The organism is Marinobacter psychrophilus (assembly GCF_001043175.1).
Taxonomy (GTDB): domain Bacteria; phylum Pseudomonadota; class Gammaproteobacteria; order Pseudomonadales; family Oleiphilaceae; genus Marinobacter; species Marinobacter psychrophilus.
Genome location: NZ_CP011494.1, coordinates 1495789 through 1519353, shown reverse-complemented (window position 1 = coordinate 1519353; position 23565 = coordinate 1495789). Strand labels below are relative to the sequence as shown.

Here is a 23565-nt window from a genome sequence, read left to right as displayed (position 1 = left end):
ACTTGATCGAACAACGGTTATGAACAAACAGAAACGCACAGAAATATTTCGCCGTTTGCGGGAAGAAAATCCCAAGCCGGTCACCGAGCTGAGCTACAGCTCCGATTTTGAATTGCTGATTGCGGTCATCCTTTCGGCGCAGGCCACCGATGTAGGCGTGAACAAAGCCACCAATAAACTGTATCCGATTGCGAACACCCCTGAGGCCATTTTTGCCCTGGGCGTGGATGGCCTTAAGAAATACATAAAAACCATTGGCCTATTTAACAGCAAAGCCGAAAACGTGATCAAAACATGTCGCGCGCTGATCGACCGGCACGAAAGCCAAGTACCGCAAACCCGGGAAGAACTGGAAGCATTGCCCGGTGTTGGCCGCAAAACCGCCAATGTGGTGCTGAACACCGCCTTCGGTCAAATCGCCATGGCCGTAGATACTCACATATTCCGAGTATCTAACCGTACCGGTATTGCTCCAGGCAAGAACGTGCTGGACGTGGAAAAGCGTTTGATACGCCTGGTACCGCAGGAGTTTTTGCTGGATGCCCATCACTGGCTTATTCTGCACGGGCGCTATACCTGCATCGCCCGAAAACCTCGGTGCGGTGCTTGTCTCATTGAAGATTTGTGCGAGTTCAAGGACAAACGCGACTATATATGATCCACGATACTCGATCAGGCCCGGCTACCGACACCTGAGCGGTGCTGGCAGCCCTGACGGCTACTGAAATAAAAGATTTCCAGTTAGTCCTTCTTTTTCCAATATCTCGCGCAGCCTACGTAGAGCTTCCACTTGGATCTGGCGCACTCGTTCTCGGGTCAGTCCAATTTCTTGCCCAACTTCTTCTAGCGTACTAATAGGATAGCCACGCAAACCAAAACGGCGCGCCAGCACTTCCTGCTGTTTTTCGCTAAGTTGGTCAATCCACTGTTGCAGGCAAACCGAAATGTTGTTGTCCTGCAGTACGTCGGCGGGATCTGATGCGCCTTCGTCGGCTACCGTATCCAGAAGGGATTTTTCACCACCGGCGCCAATCGGCGTGTCCATGGAAGCAACGCGCTCGTTCAACCCAAGCATGCGTTTAACATCTTTGACCGGTTTGTCGACCTTACGAGCAATTTCTTCAGCTGTGGGTTCGTGGTCTAGTTGCTGGGTCAGCTCGCGGGCCGCCCGCAGATAAAGGTTGAGTTCTTTCACCACGTGAATGGGCAAGCGAATAGTGCGGGTCTGGTTCATGATACCGCGTTCGATGGTTTGGCGAATCCACCAGGTGGCATAGGTAGAGAAGCGAAACCCGCGCTCTGGATCAAACTTCTCAACCGCGCGAATCAAACCAAGGTTACCTTCTTCGATCAGATCCAACAGAGTCAAACCGCGATTCACATAGCGCCGGGCGATTTTTACAACCAGCCGCAAGTTGCTTTCGATCATGCGTTTACGACCTGCTTCCTCGCCTTTTCGGGCCAGGCGTGCAAAGTATACTTCTTCTTCAGGGGTAAGCAGCGGCGAAAAGCCTATTTCGTTGAGGTAAAGCTGTGTGGCATCCAGCTGCTTGCTGCTGCTGTAATAACGACTGCTCGCCGGACGACCAGCAGGTTTCGCGGTTGTTTTGTTGGTAACCTTGCGCGGTGAGGCTGTATCTCCGGATTTTGGTTTCTTCTTTTCAGCGTCTTCGGACTGCTCGACGCGATCGACAATCAAGTCTTCCTGATATTGTGACATTCTGTTTGCCCCGCCTCTAAATGATCCTGGACAGCGCCCGTATTTTGTTTATTAGGTCGGGCGTGCCGTTCTATTCGTGGTCGTATTCAGGACATCAATTCATGGCCACCTTGGCCGCTGTTGTTTCATTATTATTTTGTGTGCGTGTACGTTTCTTTACCTATTATTCCCTAGTCTACCGCGCTGGTAAATAATATGCTGGATTTACTGGGTTGCCATTTTTTCGTATTTCAAAATGCAACATTGGCCGCCCTGCGCCACTGCTGCCCAATTCGGCAATTATCTGACCAGCCTGAACGTTCGCCCCTTCTTTAACCAATATTTTCCGGTTGTGTCCGTAAGCGCTGAGATACTGTTCGCTGTGATTAACGATTACAAGGTTGCCATAACCCAGCAAACCACTGCCTGCGTAGACCACACTTCCGCCAGCAGCAGCCCGTACAGAGTCGCCGGATTCTCCGGCAATATCAATCCCTTTGTTGACTTTCCCGGATGCTGAGAAGTTAGCAATTACAGTGCCAGAGTGAGGCCACCGCCATTTTATATCGGCAACGGTCTGGGTCTGCGACGCCAAAGGCGCGCTTGTATTAGGCTTTCGGCTAATCACAGGTTGTCCGGTCGGCTTGGGATCTTGGGCGCTACTGCTCGTTACTGCCGCTGCGCTGCGCTTGCCCCCAGACCCTGCAACCGCTGTAGTAGGCGCTCGGCCACGCTTGTCAAGACGCAACATCTGACCCGGTAGAATAGTCCAAGGTGCTCGCAAACCATTTGCGTTACCCAGCTCCCGATAATTGCGACCATAGCGCCAGGCAATGCCGTACAGGGTTTCCCCGGACTTGACCATGTGCTGACCCCAATACACCGGGGGGTTATAAATGTCGTCCTGATACAGCGCCGCCGTATTGCAACCGCCCAGCATCAACGTTAGCCACAACAGAGCTGCGACTGGGTAGTTGAAAAAAACGCGAAGCTGGGAAATCACGACATAGGTACCGATGCGGTTATGAAATAGTCGGCTTAACAATAATGCAAGCCCGCGCCGGTGTCTAAGTAGTTTCGGGATATTCGCTGTAAGCCACTATTGTTGCGGTTATTTTCTAACTGGCATAACAGGCTTTACGGGCACTCATGTTACCCAGGGGAACAGTGTCTTTTACATTTCGTAACATTTAGGAGCGTTTACACCCACCAAAACGCAGCCCCAACCACTCCACCACCAGCACTAGCAGAATGCCCGCCACGGCCATCAGTAAGGCTTGGAAAACAAGTGGATCCAGACCATTAAGATTGGCATAAAATGCAGGGCTAATGCTGACTTCGTGCACGGGCACCTGTTCTCCAGCGCTGTTAATCCGCCAGCTCAGAGTTTCTTTCCAGGGCCAGACCTTGTTCAACGCACCCAGCATAAATCCGATCAACAGTGCCAGAACAGTGTCGTGAAAACGGTCAAAGGCCCAAGTAATAACGCGAGCAATAGAAAAAAGACCGACGACACAACCGCCAACAAACAGCAACAGCAACCCAACGTCAAAGCCCTTTATGGCGCTGAGCACTGGCACATACATACCCATAATAACCAAAATAAAACTGCCGGAAATGCCCGGTAGAATCATCGCACAAATGGCGATGGCGCCTGCAAACAGAAACATGGGCACCGAGGGCTCAGCGGCCATGGCCGGCAAGCTGGTTATCCACCACGCAAAGGCAATACCCGCCAATAATGGCAGCACCAGGCGCCAATGATACTGGCGAACTTCACGCCCGACGTGCCACACGGAGGCCAAAATCAGTCCGAAGAAAAAACTCCACAGTAAGATCGGAAAGGTGGTCAATAGGTAGCTGATCGCTGATGCCAAAGTGGCAATGCTGAACACGATGCCACCGAGCAGGGTCATCAAAAAACTGCCATCGCAGACCTGCCAGAAAACGGCGACACGGCCCCGAATCAAGTCAGTCAAAAGTGCTTTTGGCACTGCATTTACCGCTGCCAGCAGGCGAAAATAAATACCGGAAATAAACGCAATCGTGCCACCAGAAACGCCAGGCACTATGTCGGCCGCGCCCATGGCCAGCCCCCGCAGAAAAACCGACGGCAAACCCTGGGAACGCAACGCTACGGTCTTCTCATTCGTCCGCAAAGTGGGCGACGTTTGACGCATCAGCGCACCACTCCGCTCAACAAAGGTACAAACTTGACCGCTTCCAATTCCGTGCGTTCAAAACGATCGCCACGGCGCACAATTTGAACCAGTATCTGTCGTTCAGCCCCCACCGGGGAGATCAGAACACCATTGTCAGCAAGCTGTTGCAACAGCTCGGTGGGGACCTCGGTGGGTGCGGCGGTTACAATAATGCCGTCGTACGGGCCACGTTCGGGCCAGCCCATACCACCATCAGCGTGGCGCAGCACAGCGTTGCGACACTTTAGATCGCGTAGGCGCTCCCTTGCTCGGTCCTGAAGTGATTTTATGCGTTCAACGCTGAACACCTCGGCAAACAAATTACACAGCACCGCAGTCTGATAGCCAGAGCCGGTACCCAATTCCAACACTTTCTTCGGTTGGTGGCCGTATAACAATTCGGTCATACGGGCAACAATATAAGGTTGCGACAAGGTCTGGTTGTGGCCAATCGGCAAAGCGGTATCTTCATAGGCTCTGTGCGCCAAAGCTTCATCGAGAAAAATATGGCGTGGAACCTCGGCTATGGCGTCTAACACCTGTGGTGACGAGATGCCTTTGTCTTTTAGGCGCTGGATCAGGCGCAGGCGGGTGCGCCTGGACGTCATGCCTATTCCTTGCATGTGCGCGCTCATTGTGTCTTTCCTGAGCTGTCTTCCAGCGCTCCAACCCAGTCACGCAGGCTAGACATCACTTGGTGCCGAGTCATGTCGATATGCACCGGCGTAATAGACACGTAGCCTTGAGAAATGGCGTGAAAATCAGTGCCGGGACCTGCATCACCGCCGTTACCAGCAGCACCTATCCAATAACGCTTTTTGCCGCGGGGGCAGGTCATTGGTACCGCACCCTCGGCCCGTTCACGGGAGCCCAGACGCGTTACGCGGAATCCGGACAGTTCGATCCAAGGCAAATCCGGTACGTTTACATTCAGAATGGAACGCGGCCCAAGGTCCATGGGCTTATGGAATTTCAGCAGCGTAGCAATCACCCTTGCGGCGGTGTCGTAATGAAACCGACCGTCATTAACGAGCGAAACGGCAATCGCCGGGAGTCCCAAATGACGGCCTTCGGTGGCCGCCGCAACGGTACCAGAATAAATAATGTCATCACCCAGATTGGCGTGGGTGTTGATGCCCGACACGACCCGGTCAAAGGGTTGGTCGAACAAACCGTTGACCGCAAGATGGACACAGTCTGTTGGCGTGCCATCTACCGAGTAAAAGCCATTTGGATGCTCTTCCACCGTCAACGGGCGCTTCAGGGTCAGCGAATTGCTGGCGCCGCTGTGGTCTCGATCAGGAGCCACAACATGCAGCTCACCTAGGCCTTGTAAACCTTCGTAAAGGGCAATTAGCCCCGGCGAGTGTACGCCGTCATCATTGGATAACAGTATTCGCACCTTAGTGCTCCATAGATTTGTTATTCGTTAAGCCGACTCAGGGCAAGATCCTGCAACGCAAAAACGTCTGCCAACAGCGTTGTTGCATACTGGCCAGCGCCCAACGTAAATTCGATGGCCAGTGTGGTGCTGTCTTGCCATTCCCAATTCAGGTTTTGCGGCACCAGTTGCAGGGGTCTGCGCTCCGGCTGCATGCGCGTGCTGCCAAAAAGCGCGGCTAACTGTGGGTTGGCTGCCACCGCCGAGCGCTCAAGCTGTTCCTGTTCGCCGGTCGCGCGGGTACCACCATCGCCCCACAGCGGACCTGTGACCTTCTGCTCATCCGGCTCGCCAGCCATGGACTGGCACCAGCTACCATTGTTGACGCGCGCGGCCAGCACTTCATTAAACAGCCACGAGCGGGCAGCGGAAAAATACAATACATTTTTCGAATCTTGACTGCTACGGCCGCCACGACCCCGACCTTTGCCACGACCCTTGGCGGGACGATTCAACGAGCGCGGATTCAACAACAACGCGTTGTCCAAATTGGTGCCATTATGGCCAAAGCGCTGGGGACCAAAATAATTGGGCGCGCCGGGCCGTGTCAAACGCTCTAGTGCCTGATCGATAACGCTTTGCTCACCAGCCACATTGCGCAGAATTATACGAAAGCTATTACCGCTGTGATCACCGCGGCGCAATTTGCTCGCACTGCGACAACTGTCTGTTACTGGCCAGTGTTCGCTGACGCTGGCGATAAAATCTGCATCGCTGTCATTCTGGCCAGGGCGATAGAGGCTGAACCACTGCCATGTCACGGCATGGCGATCTTTGAGTCCGCAAAAACTCACGTCAAAGGGGCGTAAATCTGCCATCGCTGCCAACTCACGGGCGACATATTCGGTATTATCGCCGGTTTTTTGCAACCGCAAGCATAAGTGCTCGCCGGCGTTTCCGCTGCCGTTTTCGCCTTGAATGCTGGCCTTGTCCAGAACTTCACTAACCTGGAAGTCGTCTGCACAGTGTTTAACATCGGCACTGGCCGCGCACTTGCCGGTAGATGATGGCCATTGCAGGCGCCAATTATGGCCCTGCACCGGGACTGGAGTAGTGTTTTGAGTATCATTCATAAGTTTTGCGCTTGCAGCAGGCAAATCGCCTGGCAGGCAATACCCTCCCCGCGGCCGGTAAAACCCAGCTGTTCGCTGGTGGTGGCTTTCACACTGACCTGACTGGCGGTAATGTTCAGGTCTTGTGCAATATTCACGCGCATGGCGTTGATGTGAGGCGCCATTTTAGGCGCCTGGGCGATGATGGTGACATCCACATTCACCACGCTGTAATTCAGTTCCTGAACCCGCTGCATGACGCGACGCAGCAGATCACGACTGTCCGCACCGGCCCAGTCGGCGCTGGTGTCCGGGAACAGGTGGCCAATATCACCGAGCGCAAGAGCGCCAAGCAGCGCATCCGCCAACGCGTGCAGCAGCACGTCGCCGTCAGAATGAGCCTTCAAACCCCGACTATAGGGAATACTGATACCCCCCAAAATAATCCTGTCGCCTTCACAAAAAGCGTGAACATCAAAGCCCTGACCAATTCGCATACTAATTCCGTTCAGATGACCACATTACAACTGGCCAAGAATGAAGCCGGCCAACGCCAAATCCGCAGGCACGGTGATTTTGATATTATCCGACCGCCCTTCCACCAACAGCGGCCTATGGCCAGCCTGTTCCATCGCTGCGGCCTCGTCAGTTATTGCAACACCTTGATTTAACGCCCCTTGTAAGGCATCACGCAACAGACCGTAGCGGAACACTTGCGGAGTTAGCGCGCGCCACAGATGGCGGCGGTCAATGGTTGATGAAACCGTATTCGGCGCTTGGGGGCTTGCCATCTTGAGGGTGTCAGTAACCGGTGAAGCTAGCAGGCCACCCACACTGTGAGCGCCCACTTTTTTTAACAGCCGTTTAAGATCGTCAGACGCCACGCAGGGGCGAGCCGCGTCATGCACCAACACCCAGTCTTCATTTTTGGCCGTTGGCGCCAATGCCTGCAGCGCATTCAGCACCGAATTGGCACGCTCGTTACCGCCGGCGCACGTTGCAATTCGGCCGTCAGAGCTTGCGTTCGTGCTGGGCCACCAAATATCAGTGGAGCTTAGCGGCACTATACACCCTGCCGCCGGCAACGCGGCCAGCAAACGCCGCAGGGTTATATCCAATATGTATTCACTATCAACGCGCAGATACTGTTTTGGGCAAGCAGCCGCCATGCGCTGACCAACGCCTGCAGCAGGAACAATCAGCCAAAGAGAAGCTTCAGGCATGGGCCATGGCGCCGTGGTTGAGGAGCAGAAAGCTGAGGTTATTGGTCGACCACCAAAAAGAAGGTTTCATCATTACGAATCAATCCCAGATCGATACGCGCTCTTTCTTCCACCGCACCCTGCTCATTGCGCAGGTTACGTACTTCCGCGTACAACCGTTCGTTGCGTGTCGCCAGCGTGTCATTGTCCTCTTGCTGCTCTGCAATGGCCTGTTCCAGCGCCCAAACTTGGGCAAAACTACCCTCACCGATCCACAAGCGTACCTGCAGTAGCAAAACCAGCACAATAATAAAGGCCCAGATAAGTTTGATGGGCGAAAAAAAAGTGCTTGGAGACGGCTCAGCCATAACAGTTTCCGGGTTGCCAGTGAGCGTTGATTGTACGGTTGGCGTCCAATGCTTATAAAACACTCATTAAGACTAGTATAGACCTTTATAAAGCGGGATAACAAATGCCGCTAACTAACTGTTAAAAAAGCCATAATGCCTGGATTTTCAGCCTGACACTATGGCTTTTGTATTTCCACAACCAGAAAAAGAGCCAACCTGAACGATCTAGCCCTGGCCTTTGATCTCACGCAAACCGTTGTAGGCCGCCTTTCCATCCAGCGCTTCTTCAATGCGCAGCAGCTGATTGTACTTGGCTACACGGTCAGAACGGCACAAAGAGCCAGTCTTGATCTGGCCAGCGCAGGTAGCAACTGCCAAATCCGCGATGGTGGTGTCTTCGGTTTCACCCGAACGGTGCGAGATCACCGCAGTAAATCCTGCGTCCTGGGCCATCTTGATGGCGTCCAGCGTTTCGCTCAAACTGCCAATCTGATTGAGCTTGATCAGAATAGAGTTGGCTACACCGGTGTCGATACCGCGCTTAAGAATTTTAGTGTTGGTGACAAACAAGTCATCGCCCACCAGCTGTATCTTGTCGCCCATTTTGTCGGTCAGTATTTTCCAGCCGTCCCAGTCGCTTTCGTCCATGCCGTCTTCAATCGACACTATCGGGTAGCGCTCAGCCAAGCCTGCCAGGTAATCGGCAAAGCCGGCAGAGTCAAAGCTCTTGCCTTCGCCAGCCAGCAAATACTGGCCGTTTTTGTAGAATTCAGAGGCAGCGCAGTCCAAGGCCAGAGTAATGTCGGTGCCCAGCTTATAACCGGCTATTTCTACTGCTTCCTGAATCATTGCCAGTGCAGCTTCGTTAGACGGCAGGTTGGGGGCAAACCCACCCTCGTCACCCACTGCGGTGTTCAGGCCCTGGGCCTGCAGCACTTTTTTCAGGCTGTGGAAAATCTCGGCACCAATGCGCAGAGCATCGGCGAAACTCTTGGCGGCCACGGGCTGCACCATGAATTCCTGTATGTCGACGTTATTATCAGCGTGCTCGCCGCCATTAAGAATGTTCATCATTGGCACCGGCATGCTGTACTTTCCGGCGGTTCCGTTGATATCGGCAATGTGCTCGTACAGCGGTTTGCCCAACGAAGCCGCGGCGGCTTTGGCAGCAGCCAGTGACACCGCTAGAATGGCATTGGCGCCCAGATTGGCTTTATTCTCGGTACCGTCCAGTGCCAGCATGGTGTTATCCAGACCACGCTGATCGGCAGCATCTTTGCCCATCAGCGCATCGCGGATTTTGCCGTTGATAGCAGCGACGGCCTTGAGCACGCCTTTACCCAGGTAACGAGATGCATCGCCGTCACGCAGTTCTAATGCTTCGCGGGAACCTGTGGAGGCGCCAGAAGGCGCACAAGCACGACCAAGAGTGCCATCTTTAAGAATAACGTCTGCTTCAACGGTGGGGTTACCGCGGGAATCCAGAATTTCCCGGGCTTTAATATTGGCAATTGTGGTCATTCTTCATGGTCTCCGAGTTTGTCGTCAGAATTGGGTGTCGAAGAGAGCGGAAAGCGGCTTTGCAAAAAACGCTTCCCGCTCTCTCACGTTGTTCGTACACAGACTGAAACACCGCCAATTAGGCGGTGTCGATGGGTTTGAAACTTTTTACCAGGTCGTCAATAGCTTTCACTCTTTCGAGAAATGGCTCTAGCTGACTCAGCCGCAGCGCACAAGGGCCGTCGCACATCGCTTCGTCCGGATTTGGATGGGCTTCCAGGAAAAGACCGGCCAGGCCCTGAGACACACCCGCCAGCGCCAGTTCAGTCACTTGTGCACGGCGGCCACCGGCGGAATCAGCGCGTCCACCTGGCATTTGTAGCGAATGGGTTACGTCAAACATCACTGGCACGTTCATGGACTTCATGATGCCAAAGCCCAGCATGTCCACCACCAGGTTGTTGTAACCAAAGCTGCTGCCGCGCTCGCACAGAATTATTCGGTCGTTGCCGGCTTCATCGAACTTGGCGATGATGTGCCTCATTTCTTGCGGTGCCAGAAACTGGGCTTTCTTGACATTGATGACCGCGCCGGTTTTTGCCATGGCCACCACCAGATCGGTCTGGCGGCTCAAGAACGCAGGCAGCTGAATAATGTCACACACCTCCGCTGCAGGCGCGGCCTGGGCGGCCACGTGCACATCGGAAATAATCGGCACACCGAACTTGGCTTTGATATCCGCCAGTATCTGCAGGCCTTTGTCTAACCCCGGCCCGCGGAACGAGCTTACCGAAGAGCGGTTGGCCTTATCGAAAGAGGCTTTGAACACGTAGGGTATGCCCAGTTTACGGCACACCTTTACGTAAGTTTCAGCAACCTCGAACGCCAACTCACGAGACTCCAGCACGTTCATACCAGCAAAAAGCACGAACGGCTTGTGATTAGCAATGTCGATATCAGCAACGGTAACGGTACTTTGTGCCATGAATCAATGCTCCTTGCGATGTGCCAGGGCAGCTTCCACGAAACCCTTGAACAACGGATGACCGTCGCGGGGTGTAGAAGTGAATTCCGGGTGGAACTGACACGCTACAAACCAGGGGTGATCTTCCACCTCTACCACTTCTACCAGTTTACCATCGGTAGAACGACCAGACACTTTCAGGCCGGCTTCTTCCAGGCGCGGCAGAAAGTGGTTGTTCACTTCGTAACGGTGACGGTGACGCTCGCGAATGGTTTTGCGTCCGTAGCAGTTAGCAATATTGGAACCCTCGGCCAGCACGCAATCCTGGCCCCCCAGGCGCATTGTACCGCCAAGGTCGGAGTCGCCGGTGCGCTCTTCACGTTCACCGCTGGCATCCAGCCATTCGGTGATCAAGCCAACGACCGGCTCGGGGCTGTGGGGACGGAATTCGGTGCTGTGAGCGTCTTTCAAACCAGCCATATTGCGGGCGTATTCAATCACCGCTACCTGCATACCCAAACAGATACCCAAGTAAGGCACCTTATTCTCGCGGGCGTACTGTACAGTTCGAATTTTGCCTTCAACACCGCGTTCGCCAAAACCGCCTGGTACCAAAATAGCATTAACATTTTCCAGAACACCGGTGCCGTCGCGCTCAATATCTTCCGAGTCGATGTAGTTAATATTAACCTTGGTACGGGTTTTGATTCCGGCGTGTAACAAAGACTCAATCAGCGACTTGTAGGCTTCCAGCAGCTCCATGTATTTGCCAACCATGGCAATGGTCACTTCGTGCAGCGGATTCATCAGGGATTCAACTACGTTATCCCATTCGCTTAGGTCGGCTTCGCGAGCATCCAGATTGAAACGCTCGATTACTAGCTGATCCAAGCCATGGTCGTGCAACATACGCGGGATGACATAAATCGACTTGGCATCGCGCATAGGAATAACCGCACGCTCTTCAACGTTGGTGAACAGAGCGATTTTGCGTCGCGAACTGGCATCTACTTCGTGATCGGAGCGGCACAGCAGAATGTCTGGCTGCAGGCCAATAGAGCGCATTTCCTTCACCGAGTGTTGGGTCGGTTTGGTTTTTATTTCGCCGGCCGTGGCAATGTAGGGCACCAGGGTAAGGTGCATAAACAAAGCACGGCTGGAACCTACTTCCACTTTCAGTTGCCGACAAGCTTCCAAAAATGGCAAAGATTCGATGTCGCCTACGGTGCCGCCTACTTCAACCAGAGCCACGTCTACGCCTGCGGCGCCTTCAATGACACGGCGTTTGATTTCATCGGTAATATGGGGAATAACCTGCACGGTGCCACCGAGGTAATCGCCACGGCGTTCTTTACGAATTACTTCTTCGTAAACGCGACCGGCAGTAAAGTTGTTCCGGCGGGTCATCGGGGTGCGAATAAAGCGCTCGTAGTGGCCCAGGTCGAGATCGGTTTCGGCGCCGTCGTCGGTGACAAACACTTCACCGTGTTGGAACGGGCTCATTGTTCCCGGGTCTACGTTAATGTAAGGGTCCAGCTTGATGATGGTTACCTTCAGGCTGCGTGCCTCAAGAATCGCAGCCAGAGAGGCCGATGCGATTCCTTTCCCAAGTGAGGACACAACACCGCCGGTGACGAAAATATAACGCGTCATGCAGATTCCATGATTGTCAGGTTTTGTGGAGGAGGGAGATTATCATCTCAAGATGGGTGATCAGACTACCAGAAAGCCCCAACCTGCTCAATCACAATCCCGCCCCACAGTCAGCCGCCAGCCACTTGAAGAAGCGCTTCCATTGTATTTTTCCGAACACCACAAAGAGCCCACCGCAATTAACTCCTCGGCAGCGCCGCAGCCCGCAAAAACCAAGGGCAAACGAGCTCTTTCCCAAGGTGGCACTGCCTGTTCCTGAAGCCACTTTTTCACGACTTTTGCCGGACCGTCAGGGTAAAAGCGGATGCGTTCACCACCCTGCCTGGTAGATACCCGTATGGGCGGCGGCCCAATTTGCTGATCGTTGCCTTGATTGTGGTCATTACTTTGCCACGCCAACGCCAATGTCCACTCGCCCCAGCGCAGCGTCTGCTGCGGTAATACCGACTGCGAGCCCTCGGGCAAGGGGTTTTGCGCTGCCACAAGATACAGTCTGTGCTGAAAGCGTCGAACGCTATAGCCCTGACCCAACAGCTCCGGCTCACGATCTGCAGCGGCATCCATTAACCCTGCCAGAGTCCGCTGCCAATCTGCGGACACAGGCGCAGGTAAGCCGCAAGACTGGCACCACCAGCGCAGCAGGTTGCCCTGCTCCGGGGGCGACAGTTCAGCAAACGCACGCTGGTCCAGCGAATGTGGCTGGCTATGCTGATAGGCCCCATCGCAGGCATGCCACTGCAGTTGCGCCAACTTCTGGTTTAGCGAATGGCTGTCGGCACAGCCGCGGGCTGATGCCTCTATACGCCGTATGAACGATGGCCAACGGGCCTTTAGCGGCGGGATCACGCTGTTGCGCAGATAATTGCGATCAAAACGTTGGTCGCTGTTGCTGGGGTCTTCTATCCACGGCAGCCCGGCGTCCTCGGTCCACGCTTCCAGCTGAGCACGGGAAAACTCAAGCAACGGTCGCGCCAAAGCACCGGCACCCAGGGCACGAGTAAATGGCATGCCGGCCAGACCGGCCACGCCACTGCCGCGAAAAAGACGAAACATCACGGTTTCCAGTTGATCGTCGCCGTGGTGGGCCAGCAATAACAGCTCATCGACGCGCAAATATCGCTCAAATACACCGTAGCGGGCTGCGCGCGCAGCCTGCTCTAGACCCCCGACACCTTCTGCTTTGACTGGCACCGTCACGGATACGACGCGCAGGGGCACCCTCAAACGCGCGCAGACATCGCGGCAAAAGGCGTCTACCTCTGCAGCGTTAGGCTGTAACTGGTGATTGATATGGAGTGCAGATAAAGCAGTGGAGGCCGGCGTTATCGCCGCGAACAGATGCAACAGCAAAGAAGAATCCAGACCGCCACTAAAGGCAATACACAGACGGTCATGCTGGGGAAGCTGCCTGGCCAGATCACGCAGCGGGGATGGCCAGGCTGTGGCGCTGGGGCTAGCGTCCGCTGTCATAGTGGGTCAGGCGCTCATAGCGCCTTGCAACCAGTTCGTCCAGAGGCAAGCGAGTCAACTCGGCTAAACCTTCCGTTAGCGTCGCCTTTAGCGAATCGGCCATATCTTGAGGCTTACGGTGAGCGCCACCCAAGGGTTCTTTGATCACGTTATCCGCCAGACCCAGATCTTTCAGGCGATCTGCCGTTACACCCATGGCTGCAGCGGCTTCCGATGCGTAGTCTGCGCTTTTCCACAAAATGGACGCACAACCTTCCGGAGAAATAACCGCGTAGGTGGAATACTGCAGCATGTTCAGCTGATCGCACACACCAATAGCCAGTGCACCGCCTGAACCGCCCTCGCCGATGATGGTGGAGATTATTGGCGTTTTTAAGCGCGACATAACCGCCAGGTTGAACGCAATAGCTTCGCTCTGCCCGCGTTCCTCCGCACCGATACCAGGATAAGCGCCAGGGGTGTCAATAAAGGTCAGAATCGGCATTTTAAAACGCTCGGCCATTTCCATCAGCCGCAAGGCTTTACGGTAACCTTCCGGGCGCGGCATGCCAAAGTTACGCTTCACTTTCTCGCGCACTTCACGGCCTTTCTGGTGACCAAGCACCATGACCGGCCTATCATTAATACGCGCTGTGCCACCCACCATCGAATAGTCGTCGGCGTAACGCCGGTCACCGTGCAACTCATCAAAATCGTCAAACACCATCTCGATGTAATCGAGCGTGTAAGGCCTACGCGGATGCCGTGCCAAACGCGTAACGTCCCACGGCTCAAGGTTAGAAAAAATACTTTCCGTCAGGCTCACGCTCTTTTTCTTGAGCCGGGCAATTTCATCGGTGATGTTGATGTCGGTGTCGTTGCCCACCATCCGAAGCTCTTCGATTTTGGCTTCCAGATCGGCAATAGGCTGTTCGAAATCGAGATAGTTAGGGTTCATGATGTTCCGTTATTTGAATTCGTGGCAGCCGCAGCTACCAGACCAGAATTTGTGTCAAAGATAACAGCGCAGTCGCCGAGCCTAAAGCGGACATTGGTCTGACTGCGCCTAACTGACAAAATGGTAATCTTTTCGATGCCACACCCGCCTCGGCGAGTGCAGCAAAAATTAAATAGTGCCTTCAATCATAGACCAGTTCCACGCTGCGGTCGCCCACCAGGTATTTCAACTCCAGCAACAGGCTGTCGTTGGGCTCTACCCGCCAGGATGAACCCAGCTCAATACGAGTGCTGGCGGCCGGACTGGTGTACTCAATCCACACCGGGCTGCCGTCGCAGCGATGCGGCGCCAGCAATTGTTCCAGTGAATCCAGCAGGCCATTGCCAAGCTGGCTTTGATTCAGTTTCAGCTGCAAACCGCGGCTGAATTGCTGGCGGGCGCTGGCTACGTCCATCACCGAATTGACCCGCATTTTCATCTGCCCGGAGTAGTCATCGTGGCTGACCTGACCTTCCACTACAATCACCTGATCTGACTGCAAAAGCTCGCGGTTTTCAAAAAACGCCTCGGAAAAAAGCGTCGCTTCGATGCGCCCACTGCGATCATCCAAGGTAACAAAACACATGGTAGAACCAGTGCGCGTTTTCATGGTGCGCTGCGCCACCACCAGCCCGGCTACCCGTTGTGGCGATTTATTGGGTTTCAGGTCGGCGATGGATGAGCGCACGAAGCGCCGAACCTCGCGCTCATATTCATCAAATGGATGGCCTGTCAGGTATAGACCAAGCGTGTCTTTTTCACCCTTGAGACGTTTCTTTTCCGGCCACTCACGAATATCGGCAACATCGCTGTAGGCATCTACGTCAGTGGCGGTTTCCAACATATCGCCAAACATGTCCACCATACCGGCGGCTTCATTACGCGACTGCTGGCCCGCTTGCAGTATGGCTTTTTCGATACTGGCCATCAGCTGAGCGCGGCCGGCGCCTAACTTGTCCATAGCGCCAGCGCGGATCATCGCTTCCAGCGCACGTTTGTTGACCTTTTTCAGATCAACCCGGCGGCAAAAGTCGAACAAGTCGGTGAACGGCCCATTTTCCTTGCGCGCCGTCACAATGCTGTCAATGGGGCCTTCGCCAAGGCCTTTGATTGCACCGAGGCCATACACCACCTGGCCATCATCATTAGCGGTGAAGGCGTATTCCGAGGTACTTACATCCGGCAGAACCAAATCCAGTTTCAAGCTACGGCACTCTTCCACCAGCGTAACCACCTTGTCGGTGTTCTGCATATCGGCGGTAAGCACGGCGGCCATAAACTCGGCGGTGTAGTGAGACTTTAGCCAAAGGGTTTGGTAGGACACCAATGCATAGGCGGCGGAGTGGGATTTGTTGAAGCCGTAACCGGCAAACTTTTCCACCAAGTCGAAGATATTTTCCGCCAAGGCCTTATCAATATTATTGCCAGCACAGCCATCCAGAAAAAACTGCTTCTGCTTGGCCATTTCTTCGGGTTTTTTCTTACCCATTGCGCGGCGCAGCATGTCCGCGTTACCCAGACTATACCCCCCCATCACCTGAGCAATCTGCATAACCTGTTCCTGGTACAGGATAACCCCGTAAGTGGGCTCCAATACCGGCCTCAGGCCTTCGTACTGAAAGTCCGGGTGTGGGAAAGACATCGGCTGCTTGCCATGCTTTCGGTCAATAAAGTCGTCTACCATGCCCGACTGCAAGGGGCCTGGGCGGAACAGCGCCACCAGGGCGATCATGTCTTCCAGGGAATCCGGTTGCAGGCGCCGGATCAGGTCTTTCATACCGCGGGATTCCAGCTGGAACACGGCGGTGGTTTCGGCTTTTTTCAGCATCACGAACGACGCCGGGTCGTCCAGCGGAATTTCGCTGATGTCCAACGGCTTTAACCCGCGCTTTTCCCGCCGCGGATTGATCATTTTCAGCGCCCAATCGATGATGGTCAGGGTGCGCAGGCCGAGAAAGTCGAACTTCACCAGGCCGGCGTCTTCCACATCGTTTTTGTCGAACTGGGTTACCAGGCTGCCGCCGTCGTCGTCGCAATACAGCGGCGAAAAGTCGGTGATCTTGGTTGGTGCAATCACCACACCGCCGGCGTGCTTGCCAGCGTTACGGCACACGCCTTCAAGCTTGATCGCCATTTCCCAGATTTCCTGGGCTTCTTCATCCTGCGCCAGAAACTCTTTGAGTGACGGTTCCTGCTCTACGGCCTTGGCCAGGGTCATACCCACTTCAAACGGAATCATTTTGGACAGTTTGTCCGCCAGCCCATAAGACTTGCCCTGTACCCTCGCTACGTCACGCACCACGGCTTTGGCGGCCATAGTACCGAACGTAATTATCTGCGATACCGCTTCGCGACCGTATTTTTCGGCCACATAGGCGATTACCCGATCACGGCCTTCCATACAGAAGTCGACATCGAAGTCGGGCATGGAGACCCGTTCGGGGTTCAAAAAGCGCTCGAACAGCAGATCGTATTGCAGCGGGTCCAGGTCGGTAATCAATTGAGCGTACGCCACCAGGGAACCTGCACCGGAACCACGGCCTGGTCCTACCGGCACGCCATTGTTCTTTGCCCATTTGATAAAGTCCATCACGATCAGAAAGTAGCCGGGAAAACCCATCTGGATGATGATATCCAGTTCAAATTTCAGCCGGTCGTAATAGGCCTGGCGCTTGCTGTCATAATCCGGGTCGTCTTTGGGCAGGGTTTTAGCCAGACGATCTTCCAACCCGTCTTCCGACACACGACGAAAGTAGTCGTCCATAGTCATGCCTTCAGGCACAGGATAGTTGGGCAAAAAGTATTCGCCCATGCGCACGGTGACCGAGCAACGGCGAGCGATGGCCAGGGTGTTTTCCACAGCTTCGGGAATGTCGGCAAACAGCTCAATCATTTCTTCAGCGCTGCGCAGGTGTTGTTGGTCACTAAAGCGCCGGTCGCGGCGCGGATCGTCCAGAGTGCGGCTTTCGCCAATGCATACCCGCGCTTCGTGGGCTTCGAAGTCTTCCGCATAAATAAAGTGGACATCGTTGGTGGCCACCACCGGCAAGCCTAATTCAGCCGCCAGCGCCACATTCAGGTGCAGGCAATCTTCATCACCTGCACGGCCAGTACGCTGAAGTTCCAGATAAAAACTGCCGGGGTAAAGGTCACGCCAATAGCGAGCCCGGTCGCGAGCAAGTTTGGGTTTGTCTGCCAGCATGGCCTTGGCGACATCGCCCATTTTGCCACCCGAGAGCATAATCAGGCCCTGGCTTCGGGCTTCCAGCCATTCGCGCTTAATAATGGGCTTGCCAAAACGCTGACCTTCGGTATAACCCAGCGAAACAATTTCGGTCAGGTTCAGGTAGCCGTCGTTATTGCTGGCCAGCAGGGTTATGCGAAACGGACTCTCTGGCTCGTCCAGGTTTTCGAACCACAAATCGGCACCAATAATGGGCTTCACCCCAGCGCCAAGCGCGGCTTTGTAAAATCGCACCAGCGAGAACATATTGGACTGTTCGGTGAGCCCAACGGCAGGCATACCCAGCTCCACCACACGTTTGATCAACGGCTTTACCCTTACCAGGCCATCCACCAAGGAATGTTCAGAGTGAATGCGAAGATGTACAAAGGTTTGGGCAGTCATTGCAGATAATCCTGATTAAAGCAGAAATACGGATAACACAGATAAATCTGGCCGCTATCAGCGGTCATTTAAAGGCCGATGGCAGCGCGAATACTGGCCTGGGTCTGCTCGCCAAACAGCGCCTGCTGTAACTCACCCTGTGGGTTTATAACCATCGTAGCCGGCAACGCAATCGGCGTTTGCCAGCCAAACTGCGGGCCCGGGTCCTGATTTAGCAGATCAAAGCCAATGGCCATGCGCACTCCCAGCTGGCGCAGCTCGGCGCCGCTGATACCATCAAAGTTAACGCCTAACACAGTGATGGCCGGGTTCTGGTTCAAGGCATTCAGTTCGGGAATTTCCTTCAGGCAGGGCTTACACCACTCGGCCCAGTAATTCACCAATACCCATTGCCCACGCAGATCGCTCCACACAAGTGGCGCGCCTTCATTGCGATCCAGCTCAATCTTGCTACAGCCCGCCAGCGCAACCATCGAGGCAAACAAACATGCAATAGCCGCCAGGCGGCTGGTATTAAGGGCAAAACCGGTCACGGGGTATTGCAAGCAAAGTCCTCCTGTTAAACTCCACACTTACGAATTCACATTCGCACGCCACGCATCTATTATCACGAACCTTCAACTACGCACCCATAATCAGGCGAGAAGATGACAGAACCCACCCGGATTTTCCACAATCCCCGCTGTTCAAAATCCCGCCAGGTTCTGGAGCTACTAACGGGCCGAGGCATCAAGCCTGACATTATACGTTATCTGGATACGCCGCCGACAGCGCCAGAGTTGGACATTATTTTGCAACAGCTTGCGCTGGAACCACGGCAATTGATGCGCCGTAAAGAACCAGAATACAAACAGCTGGCACTAGACAACGCCGACCTTAGCCGGCAGCAGCTGATTGCGGCAATGGTGGCAAACCCGCGCCTGATTGAACGCCCTATCGTGCAGGCAAATGGCAAAGCGGTCATCGGCCGGCCTCCGGAAAACGTACTGGCTGTTCTGTAAATAAATTTCACCAATTTAACATTTTGAGGACTTTTGCCATGACCGTACCGGCTCCCTACGTGCTGATTCTGTATTACAGCCGCACCGGCCAAACCGCCGACATGGCCAATCGTATTGCTCGCGGTGTTGCCCGGGTGAACGGTATGCAGGCGCGAATTCGCAGTGTGCCGCCGGTGGCACCAGAAACCAATAGCGCATTACCACCGGTGCCCGATGAAGGCGCACCCTATGTTAGTAAGGACGATTTGGCTGCTTGCTCTGGTTTGGCCATTGGCAGCCCTACCCGCTTTGGCAATATGGCCGCGCCGCTGAAGCACTTTCTGGATACTACCGGCGATTTGTGGATCGCCGGTGCCTTGGTTGGCAAGCCCGCCGGAGCCTTTACGTCAACCGGCAGCCTTCATGGCGGCCAAGAGACCACATTACTGTCGATGATGCTGCCATTGCTCCACCATGGCATGGTGCTGTGCGGCCTGCCCTACAGCGAGCCAGCGCTGGGTGCTACCACGACCGGCGGCACACCCTATGGCCCTAGCCATTTCGCCGGTACCGGCGAACAGCTGCCACTAAGCGAACACGAACAGATCCTTTGTCAAGCATTTGGCGAACGCCTGGCTCGTCTGGCGTTGAAACTGGCCGACTAATCCGCTGTAGCGGAATCATCTTAAACAATTACGGATTTCTGACATGTTGCGTAACCCGAAAGCACTCATAACAGCACGTATTGCTCTGGCGCTCTATCTGGCCACTATAATTGCTCTGGTGGTGACCACTTTTTCCCCGGGGCCAGAAGAAGGCGTCTCCATCATTATGATACTGGCAGTAAAACTGTTACCTCTGGTAGGTTTTATTGTGCCGGTGTATCGCGGCAACAGTCGCGCTTATATCTGGCTGTCCTTTGTTATCATTTTCTATTTCACCCAAGGCGTGGTGTCAGCCTGGCTCAGTGAGGGCGCTATCGGGCCGGTTATTACAACCGTGCTAACCTTCTTGCTGTTTACTGTGGCGATGATTCATCTTAAGGTAAACCGGCCCGAGACGGCCTGAGTGTTGCTTGTAGCACACCGCTCTCCCTTCCGATGACTGCAACGGACGCCCAGCTTATGACTTCAGTGCGGCCCCGTGACAAACGCCCGTAAACCAAGGTACCGCAGACGCCGGCAAGTGCGACCTTAACCCTGCGGGGTATTTGCACAGCTTTGGTCAGCAGCGGCGACATTCTGCAAACCGACGGCGAACGTGTGTTGTCGGCCAACCTTGGCCTTGCCGGAGGCGATACAGCACCGCGCCACCCACTGGAACTGGTCGCCATTGCCGCTCTGGTCAGCCAGCGTTCCGGACAAACTCTAAATCTGGAGCGGCTGACTCAACGGCTAGCTGACTAAGCCGGGCAGGATTACTACCATATTGACCCGTTGAAAATTGATACCGTGGCCATTGCGCGGGTGATGTCCTTTGCCCTCGCCCAGCGCCACGGTATTTTGACAGTAGAAATTAATAACGACGATGTGTTGATTGCCAGCGCTGAACCCTCTCGTTCGGAGTGGGCGTACAACCTGCGTCAGGCCGTGCACAAAGAGCTAAAACGGGTGGTCGTCAATCCCGAGGACTTACGCCGTTATACCCAGGAGTTCTATCAGTTTGCCAGTTCAGTAGATGAAGCCAGCGGTGGCCAAGCTAAAGGGTCACTGGAGGGCCACCAGAACTTCGAGCAGTTGCTGGACCTAGGAGCCAGCGACAAGCCCGAAGCCAATGATCAACACGTAGTGAAAATTGTCGACTGGCTGTTGCAATACGCCTTTGACCAGCGCGCGTCTGATATTCACATTGAGCCGCGCCGCAGCATTACCGGGGTGCGCTTTCGCATTGATGGCGTGTTGCATTCGGTGTACGAATTTCCTGGCCACGTAGGCACAGCCGTTACCAGTCGCCTAAAGATACCGGGCAGGCTGAACGTGGCCGAAAAACGCCGACCCAGGAAGGGCGCATAAGAACCCGCAAGCCGGACAATCAAGAAGTAGAGCTGCGCCTGGCCAGACTGCCCACCGCCTTTGGCGAAAAAATGGTGCTGCAAATTTTTGACCCGGACGTACTGCTGAAATCCTACGAACAGCTGGGTTTCAGCCTTGAAGGCCGTGAACGCTGGAACGGCATTACCGGCCAACCCCAAGGTATTGTGTTGGTCACCGGCCCTACTGGCTCGGATAAAACCACCACCCTGTATTCCACACTCAAACAACTTGCCACACCAGAGCTGAACGTATGCACCATTGAAGACCCCATTGAAATGGTGGAGCCGGCGTTGCATTGTGGCTCAACGCCTGAAAGCCAGCGTTAGGCGCTGTTTGTTTAGCGCATTCTGCTCATTACTGTTTGTTAAGTACTGCTCGTTAATCAACACGCACTACGCACCCGGGCGCAAGCCGCACTGTTCCAAAAGTTTCTGCCAGCCGCGGGTGTGGTCGGCCACGGCATTATCCAGATTGTCCCACACGTTTTCACTCTCAACACCAGCATTCCCAACATTAACACTCGCAACACCGGCGTCAGCTGGCAAGGCAAGCGCCTGCCAGCGCTGAAAACTCTGCGGCATTACGGCGGTTTGAATCTGCGCTAGCTGCGCCAACGGCTCCAACAGCTCGATGCGGGCACGGCGCAGGTCCGCCAGATACGGCTGCACCTTGCCAATGTAAATACTGAAAAACATACCCTGCACGATGGTGGACTGATTGTTGGGATTGCCATTCAAGCACAGGGGGCGCTGCGCCAACCGGCGTTTAATCACCGCTGTACCATCATTCAGTCTCGCCGCCACCAACAGGGCACTATTGATCAATTGGCCGGCGTGATACTCGGCCTGCCAACGTTGTTGCACGGCCCCGGCAAAATCCAGATTCTGCTTCAATTCGCCACTAAGAAGACTCCGCGCAGCGCGTTCTAACTGGGCTGCTTCACGGGCAAGGTCCGACAGCCGATTCTCGGCAATCACCGGATAAAATCCCTTACTAGTGGTAAACAGGTTCTCTACTTCTTCGACACCCCAGGTTGCGTTCCAAAGCGCAATAGGCAGGTTCTCGCGTTTACTACTTATGGCTTGCCGCAACGTGTCCTGCAGCTTTTCATCCCCATCATCAACACTGCTTTGCAGGCATTTTCCAGCGCTGGCAATGAAACGCAGTTCGTACCGCAAACGGTTCAGCGGCTGCATAACCTTGCCCATGATGGAATTTTTCTCACCGACCACAAACTGCAGATCACAGCCGTAGAGCGACAGAAAGTCTAACATTCCGAGTTCCAGCTCGGGCATGTCCAGAACCCGTTCACGGCGGCGCGGCAAAATAGGGGCTGGAACCAGCTCGCTGAACTGAGGGTCGGTCTCCAACACACGGCCCAGGCGCTCAACGTATTCGTCCATCATGGGTCGCGCTGCATCAAACGGATTGCAGGCAGTTAGAAAGATGGCTGCAAGCACCGTTAGAGAAGCCCTGGCCGAGATTTTGCGCACTATTCCAAAGGCCCGAGGTGTTTTCATTACTTTATGACTTTTTCGCCGTCTTTATTAACCCAAATCGGGCGATCGTCATTGCCCACTTTGCCGTTGGTGTCCCAGATTTCCCGATTTTCGGTAGCTTTTTCTATAGCGCCGTTATCTTCCCAGATTATGCGATCTTTGCAGCCCGCCAAGACGATCAAAGAAACGAAGATCAAAGCGGTCTTTTTTGTTAGCAAATAGGCCATACACTTCTCCGATTTATAGTTGGATTGCCATCGGCGACGCTTAATCACGCCGGTCGTGAGCTTCCCTGTTATTCTGTTTTTCGCGATCGCTCTTGCGAATCATAACGTAAATGGCGCCGGTGCTGCCGTGGTGCTTTTGCGTTGTATGAAACGCCAGCACCGGCTCCAATTCCGGTAACCACTTGGCAAGGTAACTTTTAAGCCAAGCGATACCGTCGCGGTTGCGTTCGCCTTTACCGTGCATAATCGTTGCGGTGCGCAGATCATAGCGCATGCAGTCATTAACAAAGCCAAACACCTGGCGCCGGGCTTCGTCTACCGTCATTCCGTGCAAGTCCAGCTTGGCTTCGCTGGGGTAGTAACCCAGACGCAGTTTGCGAAACACACCGTTCTGAACGCCGGGGCGCTTCCAGCTCAGAATATCCTGAGCGGTCAAAGGCTCAACCATGTCTGCCGTGAGCGGATTGGTGTCTTTCAGCGGTAACGCGATGGCCGCCCGCTGGCGCTCCAGGTGGCCCGGGGTCAACTCGCGAGGCACCACAACATCGGCTTTGTTTGGCCGTTTTATACGTTTCACATCGCCCATTTCAGCGAGAAAACGCAGTCGATCTTCTTTGGTAGTCATGACAATATTATCAATGGTTCCTAATGCGGTGAACTTTACCACTGGCCTGCGATGCCATAAAGTAA

23 protein-coding genes and 1 pseudogene are annotated in these 23565 nt (G+C 54.4%); 5 read left to right on the top strand and 19 right to left on the bottom strand.

The annotated features are described in order from the left end of the window. The first annotated feature begins 19 nt into the window (after positions 1 to 19). Positions 20 to 658, top strand: a complete 639-nt coding sequence (gene nth / locus ABA45_RS06730; protein ID WP_048384848.1) for an endonuclease III — start codon at positions 20 to 22, stop codon at positions 656 to 658. 60 nt (positions 659 to 718) lie between these two features. Here nth and rpoS read toward each other — a convergent pair whose 3' ends face one another. From rpoS to ABA45_RS06650, 16 genes are all read right to left on the bottom strand, one after another. Then, on the bottom strand, positions 719 to 1720 hold the full coding sequence (rpoS, locus tag ABA45_RS06725) for an RNA polymerase sigma factor RpoS (RefSeq protein ID WP_048384847.1): 1002 nt from the start codon (positions 1718 to 1720) through the stop codon (positions 719 to 721). Positions 1721 to 1895: 175 nt separating this feature from the next. After that, positions 1896 to 2702: a peptidoglycan DD-metalloendopeptidase family protein gene (locus ABA45_RS06720; RefSeq protein WP_048384846.1), complete on the bottom strand. Its 807-nt coding sequence runs from the start codon at positions 2700 to 2702 to the stop codon at positions 1896 to 1898. Between the two features lie 187 nt (positions 2703 to 2889). Next, on the bottom strand, positions 2890 to 3879 hold the full coding sequence (locus tag ABA45_RS06715; RefSeq protein ID WP_048384845.1) for a DUF368 domain-containing protein: 990 nt from the start codon (positions 3877 to 3879) through the stop codon (positions 2890 to 2892). Continuing rightward, entirely contained in the window at positions 3879 to 4535 is a 657-nt protein-coding gene (locus tag ABA45_RS06710; RefSeq protein ID WP_048384844.1) for a protein-L-isoaspartate(D-aspartate) O-methyltransferase, read from the bottom strand. The genes ABA45_RS06715 and ABA45_RS06710 overlap by 1 nt, the downstream gene beginning before the upstream one ends. Then, entirely contained in the window at positions 4532 to 5302 is a 771-nt protein-coding gene (gene surE, locus ABA45_RS06705; protein WP_048384843.1) for a 5'/3'-nucleotidase SurE, read from the bottom strand. Before surE ends, ABA45_RS06710 begins: the two co-directional genes overlap by 4 nt. Before the next feature lie 20 nt (positions 5303 to 5322). Beyond that, positions 5323 to 6414, bottom strand: a complete 1092-nt coding sequence (truD, locus tag ABA45_RS06700) for a tRNA pseudouridine(13) synthase TruD (RefSeq protein ID WP_048384842.1) — start codon at positions 6412 to 6414, stop codon at positions 5323 to 5325. Beyond that, positions 6411 to 6890, bottom strand: a complete 480-nt coding sequence (ispF, locus tag ABA45_RS06695; RefSeq protein WP_048384841.1) for a 2-C-methyl-D-erythritol 2,4-cyclodiphosphate synthase — start codon at positions 6888 to 6890, stop codon at positions 6411 to 6413. The genes truD and ispF overlap by 4 nt, the downstream gene beginning before the upstream one ends. A gap of 24 nt (positions 6891 to 6914) precedes the next feature. Continuing rightward, entirely contained in the window at positions 6915 to 7616 is a 702-nt protein-coding gene (gene ispD / locus ABA45_RS06690; protein ID WP_048384840.1) for a 2-C-methyl-D-erythritol 4-phosphate cytidylyltransferase, read from the bottom strand. 38 nt (positions 7617 to 7654) lie between these two features. After that, the gene (locus tag ABA45_RS06685; RefSeq protein WP_048384839.1) at positions 7655 to 7963 is read right to left on the bottom strand and encodes a septum formation initiator family protein; all 309 of its coding nucleotides are present in this window, start codon (positions 7961 to 7963) and stop codon (positions 7655 to 7657) included. Between the two features lie 207 nt (positions 7964 to 8170). Then, positions 8171 to 9466 carry a phosphopyruvate hydratase gene (gene eno, locus ABA45_RS06680; RefSeq protein WP_048384838.1) on the bottom strand — a complete coding sequence of 432 codons (1296 nt, stop codon included), beginning with the start codon at positions 9464 to 9466 and terminating at the stop codon, positions 8171 to 8173. A 118-nt stretch (positions 9467 to 9584) separates the two neighbouring features. Further along, positions 9585 to 10430 carry a 3-deoxy-8-phosphooctulonate synthase gene (gene kdsA / locus ABA45_RS06675; RefSeq protein ID WP_048384837.1) on the bottom strand — a complete coding sequence of 282 codons (846 nt, stop codon included), beginning with the start codon at positions 10428 to 10430 and terminating at the stop codon, positions 9585 to 9587. Between the two features lie 3 nt (positions 10431 to 10433). After that, positions 10434 to 12062: a CTP synthase gene (locus tag ABA45_RS06670; protein ID WP_048384836.1), complete on the bottom strand. Its 1629-nt coding sequence runs from the start codon at positions 12060 to 12062 to the stop codon at positions 10434 to 10436. 87 nt (positions 12063 to 12149) lie between these two features. Next, entirely contained in the window at positions 12150 to 13532 is a 1383-nt protein-coding gene (gene tilS, locus ABA45_RS06665) for a tRNA lysidine(34) synthetase TilS (RefSeq protein WP_048384835.1), read from the bottom strand. Next, positions 13516 to 14469 carry an acetyl-CoA carboxylase carboxyl transferase subunit alpha gene (gene accA / locus ABA45_RS06660; RefSeq protein ID WP_048384834.1) on the bottom strand — a complete coding sequence of 318 codons (954 nt, stop codon included), beginning with the start codon at positions 14467 to 14469 and terminating at the stop codon, positions 13516 to 13518. Before accA ends, tilS begins: the two co-directional genes overlap by 17 nt. A 181-nt stretch (positions 14470 to 14650) precedes the next feature. Further along, on the bottom strand, positions 14651 to 18136 hold the full coding sequence (gene dnaE, locus ABA45_RS06655) for a DNA polymerase III subunit alpha (RefSeq protein WP_048384833.1): 3486 nt from the start codon (positions 18134 to 18136) through the stop codon (positions 14651 to 14653). Between the two features lie 68 nt (positions 18137 to 18204). After that, entirely contained in the window at positions 18205 to 18681 is a 477-nt protein-coding gene (locus ABA45_RS06650) for a TlpA family protein disulfide reductase (RefSeq protein ID WP_048384832.1), read from the bottom strand. 102 nt (positions 18682 to 18783) lie between these two features. Here ABA45_RS06650 and arsC point away from each other — a divergent pair, with 102 nt between their 5' ends. From arsC to ABA45_RS06630, 4 genes and pseudogenes are all read left to right on the top strand, one after another. After that, positions 18784 to 19137: an arsenate reductase (glutaredoxin) gene (arsC, locus tag ABA45_RS06645; RefSeq protein ID WP_048384831.1), complete on the top strand. Its 354-nt coding sequence runs from the start codon at positions 18784 to 18786 to the stop codon at positions 19135 to 19137. Positions 19138 to 19175: 38 nt separating this feature from the next. Continuing rightward, the gene (gene wrbA / locus ABA45_RS06640; RefSeq protein ID WP_048384830.1) at positions 19176 to 19781 is read left to right on the top strand and encodes an NAD(P)H:quinone oxidoreductase; all 606 of its coding nucleotides are present in this window, start codon (positions 19176 to 19178) and stop codon (positions 19779 to 19781) included. Positions 19782 to 19824: 43 nt separating this feature from the next. Then, positions 19825 to 20184 (top strand): DUF2069 domain-containing protein, encoded by a 360-nt coding sequence (locus ABA45_RS06635; RefSeq protein WP_048384829.1) that lies wholly within the window; start codon positions 19825 to 19827, stop codon positions 20182 to 20184. Between the two features lie 131 nt (positions 20185 to 20315). Then, positions 20316 to 21445: pseudogene (locus ABA45_RS06630) on the top strand (GspE/PulE family protein); the annotation flags it as partial. 96 nt (positions 21446 to 21541) lie between these two features. On the opposite strand, the gene ABA45_RS06625 reads toward ABA45_RS06630, so the two are convergent. The 3 genes from ABA45_RS06625 to smrA are packed head-to-tail and all read right to left on the bottom strand — an operon-like array spanning position 21542 to position 23500. Beyond that, entirely contained in the window at positions 21542 to 22669 is a 1128-nt protein-coding gene (locus ABA45_RS06625) for a DUF3080 domain-containing protein (protein WP_227506154.1), read from the bottom strand. Beyond that, positions 22669 to 22875, bottom strand: a complete 207-nt coding sequence (locus ABA45_RS06620) for a hypothetical protein (protein ID WP_048384828.1) — start codon at positions 22873 to 22875, stop codon at positions 22669 to 22671. The genes ABA45_RS06625 and ABA45_RS06620 overlap by 1 nt, the downstream gene beginning before the upstream one ends. Positions 22876 to 22915: 40 nt before the next feature. Next, positions 22916 to 23500: a DNA endonuclease SmrA gene (gene smrA / locus ABA45_RS06615; protein ID WP_048388766.1), complete on the bottom strand. Its 585-nt coding sequence runs from the start codon at positions 23498 to 23500 to the stop codon at positions 22916 to 22918. Positions 23501 to 23565 lie beyond the last annotated feature (65 nt).

Bases quoted from the DNA above. Each gene is read 5' to 3' on its own strand.
- nth (WP_048384848.1), top strand. From the start codon at position 20: ATGAACAAACAGAAACGCACAGAAATATTTCGCCGTTTGCGGGAAGAA.
- rpoS (WP_048384847.1), bottom strand. From the start codon at position 1,720: ATGTCACAATATCAGGAAGACTTGATTGTCGATCGCGTCGAGCAGTCC.
- ABA45_RS06715 (WP_048384845.1), bottom strand. From the start codon at position 3,879: ATGCGTCAAACGTCGCCCACTTTGCGGACGAATGAGAAGACCGTAGCG.
- ABA45_RS06710 (WP_048384844.1), bottom strand. From the start codon at position 4,535: ATGAGCGCGCACATGCAAGGAATAGGCATGACGTCCAGGCGCACCCGC.
- truD (WP_048384842.1), bottom strand. From the start codon at position 6,414: ATGAATGATACTCAAAACACTACTCCAGTCCCGGTGCAGGGCCATAAT.
- ispF (WP_048384841.1), bottom strand. From the start codon at position 6,890: ATGCGAATTGGTCAGGGCTTTGATGTTCACGCTTTTTGTGAAGGCGAC.
- ispD (WP_048384840.1), bottom strand. From the start codon at position 7,616: ATGCCTGAAGCTTCTCTTTGGCTGATTGTTCCTGCTGCAGGCGTTGGT.
- ABA45_RS06685 (WP_048384839.1), bottom strand. From the start codon at position 7,963: ATGGCTGAGCCGTCTCCAAGCACTTTTTTTTCGCCCATCAAACTTATC.
- eno (WP_048384838.1), bottom strand. From the start codon at position 9,466: ATGACCACAATTGCCAATATTAAAGCCCGGGAAATTCTGGATTCCCGC.
- kdsA (WP_048384837.1), bottom strand. From the start codon at position 10,430: ATGGCACAAAGTACCGTTACCGTTGCTGATATCGACATTGCTAATCAC.
- ABA45_RS06670 (WP_048384836.1), bottom strand. From the start codon at position 12,062: ATGACGCGTTATATTTTCGTCACCGGCGGTGTTGTGTCCTCACTTGGG.
- tilS (WP_048384835.1), bottom strand. From the start codon at position 13,532: ATGACAGCGGACGCTAGCCCCAGCGCCACAGCCTGGCCATCCCCGCTG.
- accA (WP_048384834.1), bottom strand. From the start codon at position 14,469: ATGAACCCTAACTATCTCGATTTCGAACAGCCTATTGCCGATCTGGAA.
- dnaE (WP_048384833.1), bottom strand. From the start codon at position 18,136: ATGACTGCCCAAACCTTTGTACATCTTCGCATTCACTCTGAACATTCC.
- arsC (WP_048384831.1), top strand. From the start codon at position 18,784: ATGACAGAACCCACCCGGATTTTCCACAATCCCCGCTGTTCAAAATCC.
- wrbA (WP_048384830.1), top strand. From the start codon at position 19,176: ATGACCGTACCGGCTCCCTACGTGCTGATTCTGTATTACAGCCGCACC.
- ABA45_RS06635 (WP_048384829.1), top strand. From the start codon at position 19,825: ATGTTGCGTAACCCGAAAGCACTCATAACAGCACGTATTGCTCTGGCG.
- ABA45_RS06625 (WP_227506154.1), bottom strand. From the start codon at position 22,669: ATGAAAACACCTCGGGCCTTTGGAATAGTGCGCAAAATCTCGGCCAGG.
- ABA45_RS06620 (WP_048384828.1), bottom strand. From the start codon at position 22,875: ATGGCCTATTTGCTAACAAAAAAGACCGCTTTGATCTTCGTTTCTTTG.
- smrA (WP_048388766.1), bottom strand. From the start codon at position 23,500: ATGACTACCAAAGAAGATCGACTGCGTTTTCTCGCTGAAATGGGCGAT.